Below are 16,406 nucleotides of genomic sequence, written 5' to 3' on the forward strand. Positions count from 1 at the left end.
TTTTTAACGAAAACAAAACGGGTTATCAAAACCTAAAACTTTACTTTTGCCAAATGGTTTTGAGCAACTATACAAAAGAATTTCGTTATAACTGGAAACTGGCAGCACCAGTAATGTTAGGGATGCTAGGGCATACCTTTGTTAGTTTTGTCGATAACATTATGGTGGGGCAGCTGGGAACGGCAGAATTGGCAGCCGTATCTTTGGGCAACAGCTTTATGTTTATTGCCATGTCGTTGGGCATTGGCTTTTCTACAGCCATAACACCTTTGGTAGCAGAAGCCGATGCCGCCAAAAATTTTAAGCAAGGAAAATCGGCTTTTAAACATGGATTACTTTTGTGTTTGCTGTTAGGCATAGCCTTGTTTTTGGTCTTATTCTTTTCAAAACCTTTAATGTACCTCATGAAACAGCCCATAGAGGTAGTCGAACTGGCATTGCCGTATCTAGATTTGGTAGCCTTTTCGTTAATTCCCCTAGTGGTTTTTCAGGCCTTTAAGCAGTTTAGCGATGGCCTGTCCATGACCAAATACCCCATGTACGCAACCTTATTGGCCAATGTGGTAAACGTACTGCTAAACTACATGCTTATTTTTGGGAAATTTGGATGTCCTAAACTGGGCATCGTAGGGGCGGCCTACGGCACATTAATCTCTCGAGTAATTATGGTCGCGTTTTTATGGGTGCTGTTAATGAACCATCACAAATCAAAAGACTTTGTAACCAACATTAAAATTTTTGTTTGGGACAAGCTCATGTTAAGAAAGCTTGTCAATCTAGGCTCGCCTAGTGCCATGCAAATGTTTTTTGAAGTGGCCATATTTACAGCGGCCATTTGGTTGAGTGGGCTGTTGGGGAAAAATCCACAAGCAGCCAATCAAATAGCCCTTAACCTATCATCAATGACCTTTATGGTGGCTACAGGCTTAAGTGTTGCAGCCATGATACGGGTAGGGAACCAAAAAGGCTTGCAAAACTACTTGGAGCTACGCCGCATAGCCATATCCATCTTTTTACTCGGCATTATTTTAGCCTGTGTTTTTGGCCTGTTCTTTTTAATCATGCACAACCAGTTGCCCAAGCTGTATGTCGATTTTGACGATGTCGTAAACTTTAAGGACAATACAGAAGTGGTCTCTATTGCAGCCACCCTTTTAATTGCCGCGGCTATTTTTCAGATAAGCGATAGCATTCAAGTTATCATGTTGGGCGCCCTAAGAGGACTGCAGGATGTAAAATTACCAACCCTAATCACTTTTATTTCGTATTGGGTGGTGGGCTTCCCCATAAGTTATGTTCTAGGCAAAGAAACCGCTTATGGTAGTTTCGGAATTTGGCTAGGCTTGTTGGCAGGGTTAACAACTGCCGCAATTTTATTGTATATTCGTTTTAATTTTCTGACTAAAAAACTAATTGATTCAAAACATGGAGCTTCCTAAATTTTTATTGGGCGACAATACCGATCTCCCAGATACAGCGTTTGTAATACATACCGATTTCCCGAGATTTATCTTAAACCTTGAAAACGATGATGTTGAGTGGTTGGAAGATTTTGACCAACACGACCAAAAGGAACTGGAAACCGAAGCCGAAAACCTAATTCAACAAGCGCTAGACTTTTACGATAGGGAAGTGGCACGCTACGAAGCAAACTAAGCGATGTTAGAACAGTTACTGCAATTCGATACCGATTTGTTTTTGTACCTAAATAAGTTAGGCACAGAAACTTGGGATGGCTTTTGGATGTTTTATACCACCAAGTTTAACTGGATTCCGTTTTATGCCGTTCTTTTGTACTTTATTTTTAAACAGGAAAACCGCAAGATGTTTGTTGTAATCCTATTGCTTGTTGTGGCCATGGTTACTTTTACCGATCAGGTAACCAACTTGTTTAAACACGGCTTAATGCGCCCTAGGCCCTGCCATGAGGAGGCGCTGCAAAGCCTAATGCGTTTGGTTAAGCCGTATTGCGGCGGAAAATATGGCTATTTTTCTGGCCACGCCTCCAATTCTATGGCCGTAGCCATATTTAGTGGCTTACTGTTGCGCAAACGCTTTAAAAACGTTATTTGGATGATGATTGTTTGGTCTATTGCCATGGGGTATAGCCGCATTTATATCGGGGTTCACTATCCGTTAGATGTGTTAAGCGGCCTGGTGTTTGGTGCGCTTTCAGGCTATATGTTCTATAGGTTGAGCCTTTTTTTAAGAATGAGGTTCCGTTTGGCTTAGCAACTAGTAAAACCAATTTTTAACAGACCTTTTTAAAGGTGTAGTTTACTTTAATTATGAAAATACTTGTAACAGGTGCTGTAGGGTTTATAGGCTCTCATACTGCCGAACGGCTATCGGATTTAGGCCACGAAGTAATCGGGGTCGATAACTATTCGCCTTACTACAGTGTGGCGTTAAAACAGTTAAATGCCCAGGCCCTTAAGCAAAAAAACATAACGATTATCGATACCGATCTTAGAGAAGCGAATTTAAGCTCAAGGCTTCCAAACGATATTGATTACATTTTTCATTTTGCTGCACAGCCCGGCATTTCAAGTACCTCTACGTTTGAAGATTATTTTAGCAACAACATTCTCGCCACCAAGAACCTGATCGATTATGCCTTAGCACTACCGGCGTTAAAGCTGTTTGTAAACATAGGCACCTCTTCAATTTACGGTTTAGAAGCGACCTATCCCGAAGAGAAAGCACCCAAGCCGGCATCGCATTATGGCGTAACCAAATTGGCAGCAGAGCAGTTGGTGCTTCAAAAATCACGCGAAAAGCAATTGAAGGCCTGTTCGCTGCGGTTGTATTCGGTTATTGGCCCAAGAGAACGCCCAGAAAAAATGTACACCAAGCTTATTGCTAACGGACTTAACGATGAGGCTTTCCCGCTTTTTGAAGGCAGCGACAAGCACCTGCGCAGTTTTACCTATGTGGGCGATATTGTAGACGGCGTGGTATCGGTTATTGGTAAGGAGGCGGTTGTTAATGGCGAAATTATTAATTTAGGGACAGAGGTCGAACACACCACCCAAGAGGGCATCGAGACGGTAGAACGTGTTTTGGGAAGGTCAATAAAAATTGAACTGATGCCAAAACGTCCGGGCGACCAATTACGCACCAAAGCCAACATCGATAAAGCTAGAGAATTGTTGGGGTATACCCCCCAAACCACGTTGTTAGAAGCTGTAGAAAAACAGGTGGCGTGGTATAAAGAAAACCTGTTATAACGCTTTTTCTAAGGCCAATAAATATTCGGCGGCAGCAAAAGGCGTCGTTTTATTCTGCGCTACAAGCGCTAATTGTTCGGCTAAGGCAGTCTTAATTTTCGTATGGTTAAAAAACCGCTGATTTAGCTGCTCTTCTATGGTTTGCATTAACCAAAACTTGTTTTGTTCTTGGCGATGATGCTCAAAAAAACCGTTGGATTTGGTTTGGGTTATGTAGGCCGATAGCAGCTCCCATATCTTATCGATGCCCTCGTGTTTTAAGGCGCTACACAAAGTAACTTTTGGCGTCCAGCCAGAAGCCTTTTGAGGATAAAGATGCAATGCCCGGTTAAATTCTACCTTAGCGAGTTTGGCAGCCTTAATGTTATCGCCATCAGCTTTGTTTATGGCAATGGCATCGGCCATTTCAATAATGCCGCGTTTTATGCCTTGCAATTCATCGCCCGCACCAGCGAGTTTTAACAGTAAAAAGAAATCGACCATACTGTGTACGGCGGTTTCGCTTTGTCCAACCCCAACCGTTTCAATAATAATGGTATCAAAACCGGCTGCCTCACATAAAATAATGGCTTCCCGGGTTTTTCTGGCAACACCACCTAATGCATTTCCAGAAGCAGAGGGCCGTATAAAGGCATTGGGGTTGTTTACTAGGGCTTCCATACGGGTTTTATCGCCCAAAATACTGCCTTTGGTTACCGTACTACTGGGGTCTACGGCCAAGACGGCCACTTTTTTCCCCAGAGTGGTTAAATAGCTGCCAAAGGCTTCAATAAAAGTACTTTTACCTACCCCCGGAACCCCTGTAATGCCAATTCTGGTCGAGGCATTGGCATGTTCCAAACAGCGCTGTATAATGGCCGAAGCCTTTTTGTAATGCTCGGGGTTTTGACTTTCTACAAGGGTAATGGCCCGACTTAAGGCCGTAATATCTCCCTTAATAATGGCCGCGGTAAGCGCCTTGGCAGAAAGTTGCTTTTTGCGTTTTTGCTTAATAAAAGCAATATGCGCGGCATTGGTAATCTCTGGATCGGGAACACCACCTTGCTCATTTAGGGCTGATATGTGCTTATTTTTTTTCGTCAAATTGTGTTAAGGGAACGGCAATTTTTACATTGTCCCAAGCCATGGTTAACGATAGGTCGTCTAAAGCATTGTCAAAACCAATCGTAAATTGTTCAACAACAGTGTTTAGCTCCTCAACGGGAACTTCAATATCAATCATGTCGAATTTGGGATCGCGCATGGGGTTCATTTCCATGTCTACACCCCAAGGGTATTGTTTGGCATTAAACATCACATGCCAGCTGGAGTCGCTAGGAATGGTCCATAGCGTATATTTTCCTGCCGGAAGCGAATCGGTATGCACTTTTAGGGGCTTGTTGGTTTCAAAAGTAGTGGCCTCGTTTGCCCCGGTACGCCATACCTTTTTGTAAGGTACCAAGCCGCCAAAAACCTCACGCCCACGTTTAGAAGGCCTGTTGTAAAATACGTTCAGCTTCAAATCGTTTTTGGTAAACGATATGGTGTCTTTCGGGCTTAAGGGCTTGCTTAATAGGCTGTCATCAATAAAATAGGCGTATATAAAAACTCCAACGGCAGCCAGAACCAAGAGCCGTAAAACCCACTTCAAAAATCTATTCATAAGGCAATCGTCATTTAAAATTTAAAGATAACTAAAAGTCCTTCCCAGTAAAAGGAAACGGTAAAATCTTAACGAAATTTTTAATACCTTAAAAAAAACGTTTCATTTTTTGCAACAATACAATTTTGTTGTCGTCTTTAAGGTGAACTAAACCAATAACCAAAAAAGCCCAATGCTTAAAAACGGCATTATTAAACAATGTAAACAGAATAACCGTATGGCACAAATGCAGTTGTACAACCAGTACTGCAATGGTATGTATATTGTGGCCTACAGATTCTTGAAAAACAAAGCCGATGCCGAAGATGCGGTGCAGGAAGCTTTTATAAAGGCCTTCTCTAAACTCCATCAGTTTACAGAGGATGTTACTTTTGGTGCTTGGTTAAAACGTATTGTCGTTAACCGCTGTATCGATGTTTTAAAGTCCCAAAAACAACAGGTGTTGAACTTAGAGGACAACCACCTTAAGGTGGTCGATACCGCAACAGACGACAACTGGTTGGTCGACGACAGTGTGACCGTAGAAGCCGTAAAGCAGGCCATTGAGGATTTGCCCGACAAGTACAGATATGTTGTTATGCTGTATTTGTTGGAAGGCTACGACCATCAAGAGATTGCGAGCATTTTAGATATTTCTGAAGTGGCTTCACGAACACAACTGTCTAGAGGCAAGAAAAAATTACAATTACGTTTAAAACCTTTAAAAGATGGCACAAGACATTAAATCGTTGCTTAAAAACAATCAATCAAGCGAACAGATTCAAATGCCGGAAGGGCATGATAAGCGGTTTTTAGAACGCCTAGAGGCCTCATTCCCTCAGGCTACAGTTTCCAAACGCGCCTCTTGGCGGTGGCAAGCCATAGCGGCCAGTATGGTGGTTGCTTTGGGCTTGGGCTATGTGGTATTTCAGGAGTTAAAAACACCGGAAACGCAAACCGTAGTGCATACCAAAACAGCTGAAAGCCCCACTAAAACGCTAGGCGATGTGTCTCCAGATTTAAAGAAAGTCGAGGATTACTATCTGGCCAGCATTAGCTACGAGCTTTCTAAAGTTAAGGTCACCCCAGAAAACAAGGAACTTTTTGATGGCTATGTAGGCCGTTTAGAGGAATTAAACAACGAATACCAAAAACTGTCTGACGAGCTTACAAAAAACGGGCCTAACGAATTTACCGTAAACGCCCTGATTAACAACCTTAAAATGCGACTGAATTTATTGTACCGCTTAAAGGAACAATTGCAAGCGTTTTCAGACCACAATCAAAAAACAATTTAAACACATGAAACCTTTAAAATATATAGTAAATCTGTGCTTGGCCTGTTTGGTTTTGCCAGCGGTAGCACAAGAAAGAATGGAGAAAATCTCCCAGTCGATAAACGTTAACGAAGGCGTGACCATCGATTTGAACACCAGTTATACCAATTTGGAAATAGATACCTGGAACAAGGACATTATAGAAATTGAAGCCTATATTGAAAGCGACAAACTTTCTGAAGCAGCCTTAAAAGATGCCATCGATGCTTGGCAATTGGATATAGATGGTAGCAAAAGCCATGTTACAATAAACACTGCCGGTAGTTTTGGCTCCTGGGATGGAGATGCCGCTTTTTTCGATGGCGCTTACCGCGATAAGCTTCGCCAATTGGAGTTGCAACTGGCCAACATTCCAGAGCCTCCTTTAGTAGAAGCGTTTAATTTACCAGAGATGCCGCCACTACCCGAAATGCCTGCCTTACCCGCTTTGCCCGAGGGCATTGAAACGCTTAAGTTCGATTACGATAGGTATAAAAAAGAAGGGGAATCCTACTTGGATAAATGGAGCGAGGAGTACGGTGAGAAATTTGGTGAAGAATATGCCGAGCGCATGGAAGCTTGGGCCGAAGAGATGGAAAACAGTCCGGATATGAAAGCCTTCGAAAAGCGCATGGAAGCCTGGGGTGAGCAGTTTGGCGAGCAGTTTGGCGAACAGATGGAAGCTTGGGGCGAACGTTTTGAAGCGCGCATGGCGCAGCGTGAAAAGGCGATAGAAAAACGCCACGAAGCCCATGAAAAAAGAGCCCAACACCGCGAGCAGTTTCAAGAGGCACGCGAAGCACAGCGTCAAGCCCGTATGGAGGCCAGAGATCATGCCCTAGAAGCCAGAAAGCAAGCCCATTTTGAACGGTCTGAAAATCAAGAAGTCCTACGAAAAACCATTCGGATAAAAATGCCCAAAAAAGCTAAGTTACAGCTTAATGTAAGGCATGGGGCACTAAAGTTTGTTTCAACTGTAAAAAACACAAAAGCCGTATTAACCCATACGGCTCTTGTTGCCAATAGCATTGATGGAAGCCAGACGTCCATCAATGTATCGTATTCGCCTGTACAAATACAGCAGTGGCACGCTGGCGAACTGCTGCTAAACTTTGTAGATGTGGCCAATTTGCAAATGGTTGACCAATTGGTGTTAAACGCCAATTCGTCTAATGTGCAATTGGGGAAAATAAACAACAATGCCGTTATTTCAGGGAGTTTTGGCGATTTGAATATCGCAAACATCAGCAACGACTTTAACACCATTAATGTTGTTTTAGAAAATAGCGACGCCCAGCTAAAACTACCAACAACCAATTACAATTTGCAGTATGTGGGCAAACACTCCAAGTTAGAGCATCCAGACAACGCGGCCCAAAATACGCTAACCAATTTTTCTACAGGCGACTTTTCAAGCCATAAAACCATTGTGGTGAATGCCAAGTTTAGCGAGGTGGTTATGGAGTAGTTCCAATAGTTTGTTATTTTTGGGCTATGAACCCAATTACTTTCCATCAGTTTTTAGAAACCTTAAGCCAAGAGTCGGCTTCTGTATTAAACCCAGAATTGCAACCTCAGGATTATGTCCCGATTAACCTTTCTGAAACCAACCCGCAGCTGCACACATTTAACGTGGCGTCTTCTTTAGCGTGGGAGGCTTTTATCCAGGCACATTTAAACACACATCAGGCTAAGGTTGCTTATGGCGGCTATTTAGAACAGCGCAATATTTATAAACGCAGCGGTTATTTTAATCCGTCTAGTAATAATGTGGAGCGCAACATACATCTAGGTGTCGATTTCTGGCTAGATGCCGGAGAAGCTATTTACGCGCCATTAGAGGCCACCATACACAGTTTTAAAAACAACACCAATTATGGCGATTATGGGCCAACCATAATTTTAAAACACGATATGGGGCAGGAGGTGTTTTATACCCTTTACGGGCATTTAAGCATGGCGTCAATTGATGGTCTTACTGTTGGAAAAACATTAAAAAAAGGCACGCCCTTTGCCACTTTGGGGGCAGCAGAGGTTAATGGCGATTATGCGCCGCACCTCCACTTTCAAATTATTCGTGATATGGAAGGCTACCAAGGGGATTATCCTGGGGTATGTAGCAAAAAAAATCTGGACAAGTTTGCTGCAAACTGTCCAGATCCTAATCTTTTATTAAAGGTATATTAATCTTCTACAAGTACCCAATCGCCTTTTTCCAGTAATGGAATGGCTTGCTTGTACTTAAGCGATTTGTTTTCGCCGCTCATCACGTGTTTTATGGTAACACGGTCGTTACGGCCAATTTTTGGTTTGTCGCGTACAATGGTTTCTATAGGCTCGGCCTGTTGTTGGGTATTCCCAGCAGCACGGCTTTGGGCAGCGCGTTCATCCATGTTGGGGATGTCTTCTTTAGAGGTTTCCAATTGCTCTTTTTGGCGGGTTTGTTTGGCCTCGCTAATGGCATTGGCATCTTCGCGGGGAAGCTCGCCTTTAAACAAGAAGGAAATCACATCTTTGTTTACTTGGTCAATCATGCCCTTAAACAACTCAAAGGCTTCAAACTTATAGATTAATAATGGGTCTTTTTGTTCGTGTACGGCCAATTGCACCGATTGTTTTAACTCGTCCATTTTACGTAAATGGGTTTTCCAAGAGTCGTCAATAATCGCTAAGGCAATGTTTTTTTCAAAGTCGGTAATTAACTGCTTTCCTTGAGTATTATACGCTTTTTCCAAATCGGTAACCACCTGTAGGGTTTTTACGCCATCGGTAAAAGGCACCACAATGCGCTTAAATTTATCGCTTTGGTTTTCGTACACATTTTTAATTACGGGGTAGGCCAGTTCGGCATTGCGGTTCATTTTTTCGCGGTAATGCGCAAAGGCGGCTTTGTAAACAATCCCGGCAATTTCTATAGGTGTTTTTTTGTTAAAATCGGCCTCGCTTAGGGGCGCACTCATAGAAAAGTAGCGAATCAGTTCGAACTCAAAGTTCTTAAAGTCGTTTGTCGCTTTGTTGGCTTCTGCAATGTTCTCAGACGTATCGTAAATCATGTTGGCCAAATCCACACGCAAGCGCTCTCCAAACAAGGCGTGGTGGCGGCGTTTGTAAACCACCTCACGTTGGGCGTTCATAACATCGTCGTATTCCAGTAGGCGTTTACGTACCCCAAAGTTGTTTTCTTCTACTTTCTTTTGGGCGCGTTCTATAGATTTTGAAATCATAGAATGCTGAATCACTTCGCCTTCTTCAAGCCCCATACGGTCCATCATTTTGGCAATACGTTCGCTACCAAACAGACGCATGAGGTTGTCTTCTAACGACACGTAGAATTGCGAACTTCCAGGGTCACCTTGACGACCTGCACGACCACGTAACTGGCGGTCTACACGTCTGGAGTCGTGGCGCTCGGTACCAATAATAGCCAATCCGCCGGCGGCTTTTACCGCTTCGGTTAATTTAATATCGGTACCACGACCAGCCATGTTGGTGGCTATGGTTACCTGTCCTGGGCGGCCTGCTTCGGCAACAATATCGGCTTCTTTTTTATGTAATTTGGCGTTTAATACGTTATGAGGGACTTTTCTAATGCTTAGCATTTTTCCTAGTAACTCACTAATCTCTACCGAGGTTGTACCAATAAGAACCGGGCGTCCGGCTTGCGATAAGGCGGTAACCTCCTCGATAACGGCATTGTATTTCTCGCGTTTGGTTTTGTATACCAAATCCTCACGGTCATCGCGGGCAATGGGTTTGTTGGTAGGAATTTCTACCACATCCAATTCGTAAATTTCCCAGAATTCGCCAGCTTCGGTAACGGCAGTACCGGTCATACCGGAAAGCTTGCGGTACATTCTAAAGTAGTTCTGTAAGGTCACCGTTGCAAAGGTTTGCGTAGCGGCTTCAATTTTTACATTTTCTTTGGCTTCGATAGCTTGGTGAAGGCCATCGCTATAACGGCGGCCATCCATAATACGACCCGTTTGCTCATCGACTATCATTACCTTGTTGTCCATAACCACATATTGAATGTCTTTTTCAAACAGGGCATAGGCTTTAAGCAACTGGTTTAAGGTGTGTATGCGTTCCGATTTTATTCCGAAGTCACGGAAAAGGTCTTCTTTGGCTTCGGCTTCGGCTTCTTTAGAGAGGCCTTGGCTTTCTATTTTAGAAATTTCCATACCTATTTCCGGCATGATAAAGAAGTTGGGGTCGTCGGCACCAGAAAGGTATTCTACCCCTTTATCGGTAAGCTCTATTTGGTTGTTCTTTTCATCAATCACGTAATATAAGGCTTCGTCTACCTTAGGCATTTCGCGATTGTTGTCCTGCATGTAGAAGTTTTCGGTTTTCTGAAGCAGTTGTTTAACCCCTTCTTCACTTAAAAACTTAATAAGGGCTTTGTTTTTTGGAATACCTCGGTACACGCGCAACAGCTGAAAGCCGCCTTCTTTGGTATCGCCATCGGCAATAAGCTTTTTGGCATCGGCCAATACACCCGTTAGGTATTTGCGTTGTACGCTTACAATATCGTCTACTTTGGGTTTTAGTTCGTTAAACTCGTGGCGATCACCTTTAGGAATAGGCCCCGAAATGATTAAAGGGGTACGGGCATCGTCAACTAACACCGAATCCACCTCATCTACAATAGCAAAGTGGTGTGGGCGTTGTACCAAATCGTCTGGAGCATGCGCCATGTTATCGCGCAGGTAATCAAAACCAAATTCGTTGTTGGTACCATAAGTAATATCGGCATTATAGGCTTTTTTACGCGCTGCCGAGTTGGGTTTGTGGTAGTCTATACAGTCTACGGTTAGCCCATGAAACTCAAAAATAGGCGCCATCCAAGCGCTATCACGTTTGGCTAAGTAGTCGTTTACGGTTACTAAATGCACCCCTTTTCCTGCTAGGGCATTAAGGTATACGGGTAGGGTAGCCACAAGGGTTTTACCTTCCCCTGTTTGCATTTCTGCAATTTTTCCTTGGTGCATGGCCACACCGCCTATGAGCTGTACATCGTAATGAATCATGTCCCAGGTAATGGCTTTTCCGGCGGCATCCCAAGAATTGGCCCAAACGGCCTTGTCATCTTCTAGTACAACATAGCTTTTGTCGCCCGAAAGCTCCCTGTCGAAAGCGGTTGCGGTTACGGTTAGCGAGGGGTTGTTGGTAAAGCGTTTAGCTGTTTCTTTAACAACGGCAAAGGCTTCGGGGAGGATGTCGTTTAAAACGGCCTCGGTAGCGGTGTAAATCTCATCCTTAATCTTATCGATATCTTGGTAGATTTCATCGCGTTTATCAATGTCCTCGGTATTTTGGGCTTCTTCTAGTAAGGCGTTTATGTTATCGTTGAAAGGCTTACGGGCTTCGGCAATTTGTGCTTTAAAGCTTTCGGTTTTGGCTCTTAGGGCGTCGTGCGACAACCCTTCTAGGGCACTTTCAAACGATTTTATTTTAGTTACGATAGGCATGATAGCCTTAACGTCCTGTTTAGATTTGTCTCCGACAAATAGTTTTAGTACAGAATCTAAAAAACTCATGTGTGTTATGTTTATTTTATAGGGTTGGCTTATGGCCAACTCCTGTGGGTGCTCGTTTAACCTAAGGGGTTATAAGTAAGATAACCGTTGTTCAGGTTGTGTTAAGTACACAAAAAAAGCCTCTTTTAAGAGACTTTTTTGTGTTTGTTTATATTAATATTCGTCCTCGTTCCAGAGGTAATCTTCGTCTGTTGGGTAATCAGGCCAGATTTCCTGGATCGATTCGTATTGATCGCCTTCGTCTTCTATAGACTGAAGGTTTTCTACTACTTCAAGTGGGGCTCCAGTTCTAATGGAGTAGTCAATCAGCTCATCTTTAGTAGCTGGCCATGGAGCATCACTTAAGTAAGATGCTAATTCTAAGGTCCAATACATTTGTAATTCGGTTTTATTTTTCTGCAAAAATAAATTTTTACATCAAAAAGTCAAGAAAAAAATGAATTATTTATACAATAATAGAAAGAACGCTTTTTTGCTGTTGAAAGCCGTTGGAAATCCTGGTGTTTTTTTTAGTTACAATTTATCAGGAATCCATTTAATTTCTTTAGCGTTTAAGTCGTAGGTCAACTTTCGTGCCAACACAAAAAGGTAGTCAGAAAGGCGGTTTAAATACATTAAAACCTTATCGTCTATGGGGCTTATGTCGTTAAGTGCAGCAGCTAAACGCTCGGCACGTCTACAAACACAGCGTGCAATATGACAGAATGACACGGTTTGGTGCCCGCCAGGAAGTACAAAATGTGTCATGGGTGGGAGCGCCTCATTCATAGCGTCCATTTCTTGCTCTAAAACGGCAATGTTTTCTGCTGAGATTTTAGGGATGTTTAAACGTTCTTTGCCACTTTTAAGTACGGCTTTTTCCGGGTCGGTGGCCAATATGGCTCCTAAGGTAAACAAGCGGTCCTGAATGTGGGCTAACAAGTCTTTATGGTGTTGTGCGATAGCCTGATCTCTAATTAGGCCAAGGTGCGAGTTTAACTCGTCTACCGTGCCGTAACTTTCAATGCGAATGTGGTGCTTGGGCACTCGTGTTCCTCCAAAGAGGGCTGTGGTGCCTTTATCGCCGGTTTTGGTGTATATTTTCATCTGTGGTATGCGGTATGTTTTACGTTCGCTAAAGGTAGCAAGTAATCTGCCAATTAGAAAAGGAAAGGGAGTCTAATTTTAAAATCTTGTTTGGCCTGTTCTTTTCTGAAAAAAACCAGCCCCCATAAGAAGGTGTCTATGGTAACGGTCACTTTGGGGTGTGTTTTTATAAGCTCCCATGCGGCGGCCATGTCTGGATTCCAATTAATGTCATCAAAAATAAACACAGTATCGTTATGGGCGTGTGGCAAAAGGGTCTCAAAATAGCTTAAAGTGGCTTTTTGGGTGTGGTTGCCATCAAAAAATACCAAGTCGTAGGGGGGGTACTGGGGAAGTTGTGTTAAGACTTCTGAAAAGGAGCCGTTAAGACAGCTTACATTGGGATAAGCTTTTAGGTTTTGCTGGGCCAGTTTGGCCAGGTTGGGGCAGCCCTCAATGGTGGTTACACGATGGTTTGGGGCTCCTATACCCAGCGCTTGTGTGGCTAGGCCTAAGGAGGTCCCCAGTTCTAGGGAGTTACGGCATTTAAAGTACTGGCTTAGGCGGTACAGCAGTTTGGTTTTCGCCAAGGACGAGCCCGAATGTCTGGCAATAGTGGCAATTTTACGGTCGGGCGTCTTGCTGCGTTTCGATCCAGGGCCGAGGTCGGTAATGCTAACAATCGCTTGGTTTTTAAGGAGGGTCTGCCTATAGCTTTTTAATTTGCCGTAGGCAGCGTATGGGGTTTTGTCGTATAGGCACTGGGTAATTAATTGGTATACAAAAGGCGAGTGCACGTCATGCTCGTTGGTGGCATGCAACAGGAATTTTAGGTATTGGGTTAGTTGAAACATCATAGAATGCGACTAGTCTTCCAGTTTAGAGGATAATTCAAACCAGCGTTCTTCCTTAAGTTCTATATCGTTTATAAGCTCCTGAAGTTCCAACGAAAGCGTATTGATGTCCTCCTGTGTTAAATCGGGGGAGTTAAACTTGGCTTCCAAGGCTTTTTTGTCGAAGGCTAAGGTGCTTAGTTTGCTTTCTATGCTTTTAAGTTCTTTTTGTTCGTTGTAGGAAAGTTTGCTTCCGGCATCTTCCCGCCAGTTGGTTTTTTCCTTTTTTACGGGAGCTTCTGCTGCTTGGGGCGCTGGTTGGCTGCTTTCGTAAGCCCTGTAATCGGAATAGTTTCCGGGGAAATCCTCGACCACACCTGCTCCTTTAAACACAAAAAGGTGGTCGGTAATTTTATCCATAAAATAGCGGTCGTGCGAGACCACAAGCAAGCAGCCTGGGAAATCCAATAAAAAGCTCTCCAACACATTAAGGGTAACAATATCGAGGTCGTTGGTGGGCTCGTCTAAAATAAGCACATTGGGGTTTTGAATTAATACGGTACACAGGTACAGGCGTTTTCGCTCGCCACCACTAAGTTTTTCAACAAAATCGTATTGCTTTTTACGGTCGAATAAAAAGCGTTCCAAAAGCTGCTGCGCACTAATTTGGCGTCCTTTTTTTAGCGGGATGTAATCGCCAAATTCCCGAACCACCTCAATCACTTTTTGCTGGGGTTTTATAGTTATGCCCTTTTGGGTATAGTAGCCGTATTTAACGGTAGATCCCACAATAACCTTCCCTTGGTCTGGGGTGTCTGTTTGTGTAAACAGGTTGAGGAATGTGGATTTTCCGGTGCCATTTTTGCCTATAATGCCTACGCGCTCGTCGTTTTTAAAGGTATAGTTAAATTTATCCAACAGCACTTTGTCGCCCAAGCGTTTGGAGACGTTGTGAAACTCGACCACCTTATTGCCCAGCCGCTCCATATTAAGTTCGAGTTGCACCTCGTGGTCATCTCTGCGCTTTTTGGCCAGTTGCTTGATGGTTTTAAAGTCGTCTATTCTGGACTTGGACTTGGTTGTTCTTGCTTTGGGTTGGCGGCGCATCCAGTCCAATTCTTTTTTATAGAGTTGTTTGGCCTTGCCGGTTTCAACGGTTTCCCGTTCTATTCTGGCGTCCCGTTGCTCTAGGTAGTAGCTGTAATTGCCTTTGTAGCTGTAAAGTTGGCCTTGGTCTAGTTCTAGAATTTCGTTGCACACCCGTTCTAAAAAATAGCGGTCGTGCGTTACCATAAACAAGGTAATGGCCGCTTTAGCAAAGTAGGCTTCCAGCCACTCTATCATTTCCAGATCCAGGTGGTTGGTGGGCTCATCTAAAATAAGCACATCGGGTTTTTGCAAAAGGGCCATGGCCAAGGCCAAGCGCTTTTTTTGTCCGCCAGACAGATGCTTTATTTTTTGGGAGAGGTCCTCCAGTTTTAGCTGCGAAAGGATTTGTTTGTATTGGGTTTCAAAATCCCAAGCCTGGTGCACATCCATCAGGTCGAAAGCCTTTTGGTAGGCTTCGGTATCTTCGGGCTGTTTTAGGGCTTTTTCGTATTGCGCAATGATTTTTAGCGTTGGGTTATCGGTATTAAAAATACTTTCCTCTATGCTTAGGTTGGGGTCGAGTTTTGGCTCTTGGGGCAGAAAGGCCTTTTTTATGTCGTTCCTATAAATAATGCTTCCCGTATCGGGGGTGTCATCGCCGGCCAACATGTTTAAAATAGAGGTCTTTCCGGTGCCGTTTTTAGCGACCAATGCAAGTTTTTGGTCTTTGTGTAGGCTAAAGGAAAGGCCCTCGAACAAGGTGCGTTCGCCGTAGGCTTTCGAAATGTTTTCAACAGTTAGGTAATTCACTTAAATCAGGCTTTTTGCAAAGAAACACATAAATGCCAAAATTAAAGCCATAAGTTTTGTTATTCCTTGTTAAAAGTTATATTTGTGAATAAACATGGTTTTGTTCATGAAGACATTAAGGGGGCTTTTCCTACTGTTGTTAGCCGTTTTTTCGGTATCCTGTATCCCGCATAAGGATACCTTATATTTTGTAAACAAGTCGATGGCCTTAGATTCCTTACAGGTGGTTAAGGAAATGCAAAAGCCGTATCGGGTGCAAATAAACGACATCCTTACCATACGGGTAAAGGCTCTGGATCAAGACAATGTGCGTATTTTAAATCCCATAGACAGTCCTAACCTAAACATGACCAGCGGCGAGAAGTCGTATTACGATGGCTTTACGGTCGATGCCCATGGAAACATACGCATGCCTACCTTAGGAACGATTAATGTGTTGGGGTATACCACCGAAGAGATTGAAAAACTTTTAGAGACCAAATTATTAAGCGAGCAGTTTAAGGCCACGGCCAACATATTTGTTACCGTAAAATTAGCTGGAATGCGCTTTACCGTTATGGGCGAAGTGGGCAGCCCGGGAACCAAAACCTTGTTTCAGGAGCAGGTGAATATTTTTGAGGCCATTGCCAATTCGGGCGAGATTCCGGTAACGGGCAACAAAAAAGAGGTGTTAATTGTTAGGCAGTATCCGCAGGGGCAAAAAGTGCATCATATCGATTTAAACGATACCGCCGTAATGCAATCGCCATTTTATTACATTCAGCCCAACGATATCATTTACGTAAAACCGCTAAGGCAGAAAACCTGGGGTACTGGGGAGACCTTTATGCAAAATGTGGCTACCGTAGCCACCTTACTCTCTTTAGTAACCACTTCTATTTTACTTTTTAACCGTTTGTAAG

Annotated in this window: 16 protein-coding genes; 9 read left to right on the forward strand and 7 right to left on the reverse strand. The window is 43.4% G+C overall.

Features of this window, described 5'->3' with window-relative positions; all coding sequences use genetic code 11:
* The first annotated feature begins 53 nt into the window (after window positions 1-53).
* Genes IA57_RS09285 through IA57_RS09300 form a run of 4 tightly spaced genes read left to right on the forward strand, consistent with a single transcriptional unit; the run spans window position 54 to window position 3,230 of the window.
* Complete coding sequence (locus IA57_RS09285; RefSeq protein ID WP_036122411.1) at window positions 54-1,439, forward strand: MATE family efflux transporter; 1,386 nt, start codon at window positions 54-56, stop codon at window positions 1,437-1,439.
* On the forward strand, window positions 1,426-1,656 hold the full coding sequence (locus IA57_RS09290; protein WP_036122414.1) for a hypothetical protein: 231 nt from the start codon (window positions 1,426-1,428) through the stop codon (window positions 1,654-1,656). Before IA57_RS09285 ends, IA57_RS09290 begins: the two co-directional genes overlap by 14 nt.
* A gap of 3 nt (window positions 1,657-1,659) precedes the next feature.
* The gene (locus tag IA57_RS09295; RefSeq protein ID WP_036122416.1) at window positions 1,660-2,232 is read left to right on the forward strand and encodes a phosphatase PAP2 family protein; all 573 of its coding nucleotides are present in this window, start codon (window positions 1,660-1,662) and stop codon (window positions 2,230-2,232) included.
* A gap of 56 nt (window positions 2,233-2,288) precedes the next feature.
* Entirely contained in the window at window positions 2,289-3,230 is a 942-nt protein-coding gene (locus IA57_RS09300) for an NAD-dependent epimerase/dehydratase family protein (RefSeq protein WP_036122417.1), read from the forward strand.
* On the opposite strand, the gene meaB is transcribed toward IA57_RS09300, so the two are convergent.
* Both meaB and IA57_RS09310 read right to left on the reverse strand, forming a co-directional pair.
* Window positions 3,225-4,313: a methylmalonyl Co-A mutase-associated GTPase MeaB gene (gene meaB / locus IA57_RS09305; protein WP_036122419.1), complete on the reverse strand. Its 1,089-nt coding sequence runs from the start codon at window positions 4,311-4,313 to the stop codon at window positions 3,225-3,227. The two genes, IA57_RS09300 and meaB, sit on opposite strands and share 6 nt — an antisense overlap.
* The gene (locus tag IA57_RS09310) at window positions 4,297-4,872 is read right to left on the reverse strand and encodes a DUF2911 domain-containing protein (RefSeq protein ID WP_036122422.1); all 576 of its coding nucleotides are present in this window, start codon (window positions 4,870-4,872) and stop codon (window positions 4,297-4,299) included. Before IA57_RS09310 ends, meaB begins: the two co-directional genes overlap by 17 nt.
* Window positions 4,873-5,044: 172 nt before the next feature.
* On the opposite strand from IA57_RS09310, the gene IA57_RS09315 reads away from it, so the two are divergent.
* Genes IA57_RS09315 through IA57_RS09330 form a run of 4 tightly spaced genes read left to right on the forward strand, consistent with a single transcriptional unit; the run spans window position 5,045 to window position 8,354 of the window.
* Entirely contained in the window at window positions 5,045-5,596 is a 552-nt protein-coding gene (locus IA57_RS09315) for an RNA polymerase sigma factor (RefSeq protein WP_036122429.1), read from the forward strand.
* Window positions 5,580-6,149 (forward strand): hypothetical protein, encoded by a 570-nt coding sequence (locus IA57_RS09320; RefSeq protein ID WP_036122431.1) that lies wholly within the window; start codon window positions 5,580-5,582, stop codon window positions 6,147-6,149. Before IA57_RS09315 ends, IA57_RS09320 begins: the two co-directional genes overlap by 17 nt.
* Before the next feature lie 4 nt (window positions 6,150-6,153).
* Entirely contained in the window at window positions 6,154-7,635 is a 1,482-nt protein-coding gene (locus IA57_RS09325; protein ID WP_036122434.1) for a hypothetical protein, read from the forward strand.
* Window positions 7,636-7,661: 26 nt separating this feature from the next.
* Entirely contained in the window at window positions 7,662-8,354 is a 693-nt protein-coding gene (locus tag IA57_RS09330; protein WP_036122435.1) for a peptidoglycan DD-metalloendopeptidase family protein, read from the forward strand.
* On the opposite strand, the gene secA is transcribed toward IA57_RS09330, so the two are convergent.
* The 5 genes from secA to IA57_RS09355 form a co-directional block, all read right to left on the reverse strand.
* Window positions 8,351-11,707 carry a preprotein translocase subunit SecA gene (gene secA / locus IA57_RS09335; RefSeq protein ID WP_036123288.1) on the reverse strand — a complete coding sequence of 1,119 codons (3,357 nt, stop codon included), beginning with the start codon at window positions 11,705-11,707 and terminating at the stop codon, window positions 8,351-8,353. The two genes, IA57_RS09330 and secA, sit on opposite strands and share 4 nt — an antisense overlap.
* Before the next feature lie 153 nt (window positions 11,708-11,860).
* A complete protein-coding gene (locus IA57_RS09340) occupies window positions 11,861-12,082 on the reverse strand; it encodes a DUF2795 domain-containing protein (protein ID WP_007648604.1) in 222 nt (73 codons plus the stop codon).
* Between the two features lie 138 nt (window positions 12,083-12,220).
* Window positions 12,221-12,793, reverse strand: a complete 573-nt coding sequence (locus IA57_RS09345) for a cob(I)yrinic acid a,c-diamide adenosyltransferase (protein WP_036122439.1) — start codon at window positions 12,791-12,793, stop codon at window positions 12,221-12,223.
* A gap of 53 nt (window positions 12,794-12,846) precedes the next feature.
* Entirely contained in the window at window positions 12,847-13,629 is a 783-nt protein-coding gene (locus tag IA57_RS09350; RefSeq protein ID WP_036122441.1) for an O-methyltransferase, read from the reverse strand.
* Between the two features lie 9 nt (window positions 13,630-13,638).
* The gene (locus IA57_RS09355) at window positions 13,639-15,504 is read right to left on the reverse strand and encodes an ABC-F family ATP-binding cassette domain-containing protein (RefSeq protein ID WP_036122445.1); all 1,866 of its coding nucleotides are present in this window, start codon (window positions 15,502-15,504) and stop codon (window positions 13,639-13,641) included.
* 106 nt (window positions 15,505-15,610) lie between these two features.
* Here IA57_RS09355 and IA57_RS09360 point away from each other — a divergent pair, with 106 nt between their 5' ends.
* Complete coding sequence (locus tag IA57_RS09360; protein ID WP_036122448.1) at window positions 15,611-16,405, forward strand: polysaccharide biosynthesis/export family protein; 795 nt, start codon at window positions 15,611-15,613, stop codon at window positions 16,403-16,405.
* The last annotated feature ends 1 nt before the right edge of the window (window position 16,406 follow it).

Source organism: Mangrovimonas yunxiaonensis (assembly GCF_000733475.1).
Lineage (GTDB): Bacteria > Bacteroidota > Bacteroidia > Flavobacteriales > Flavobacteriaceae > Mangrovimonas > Mangrovimonas yunxiaonensis.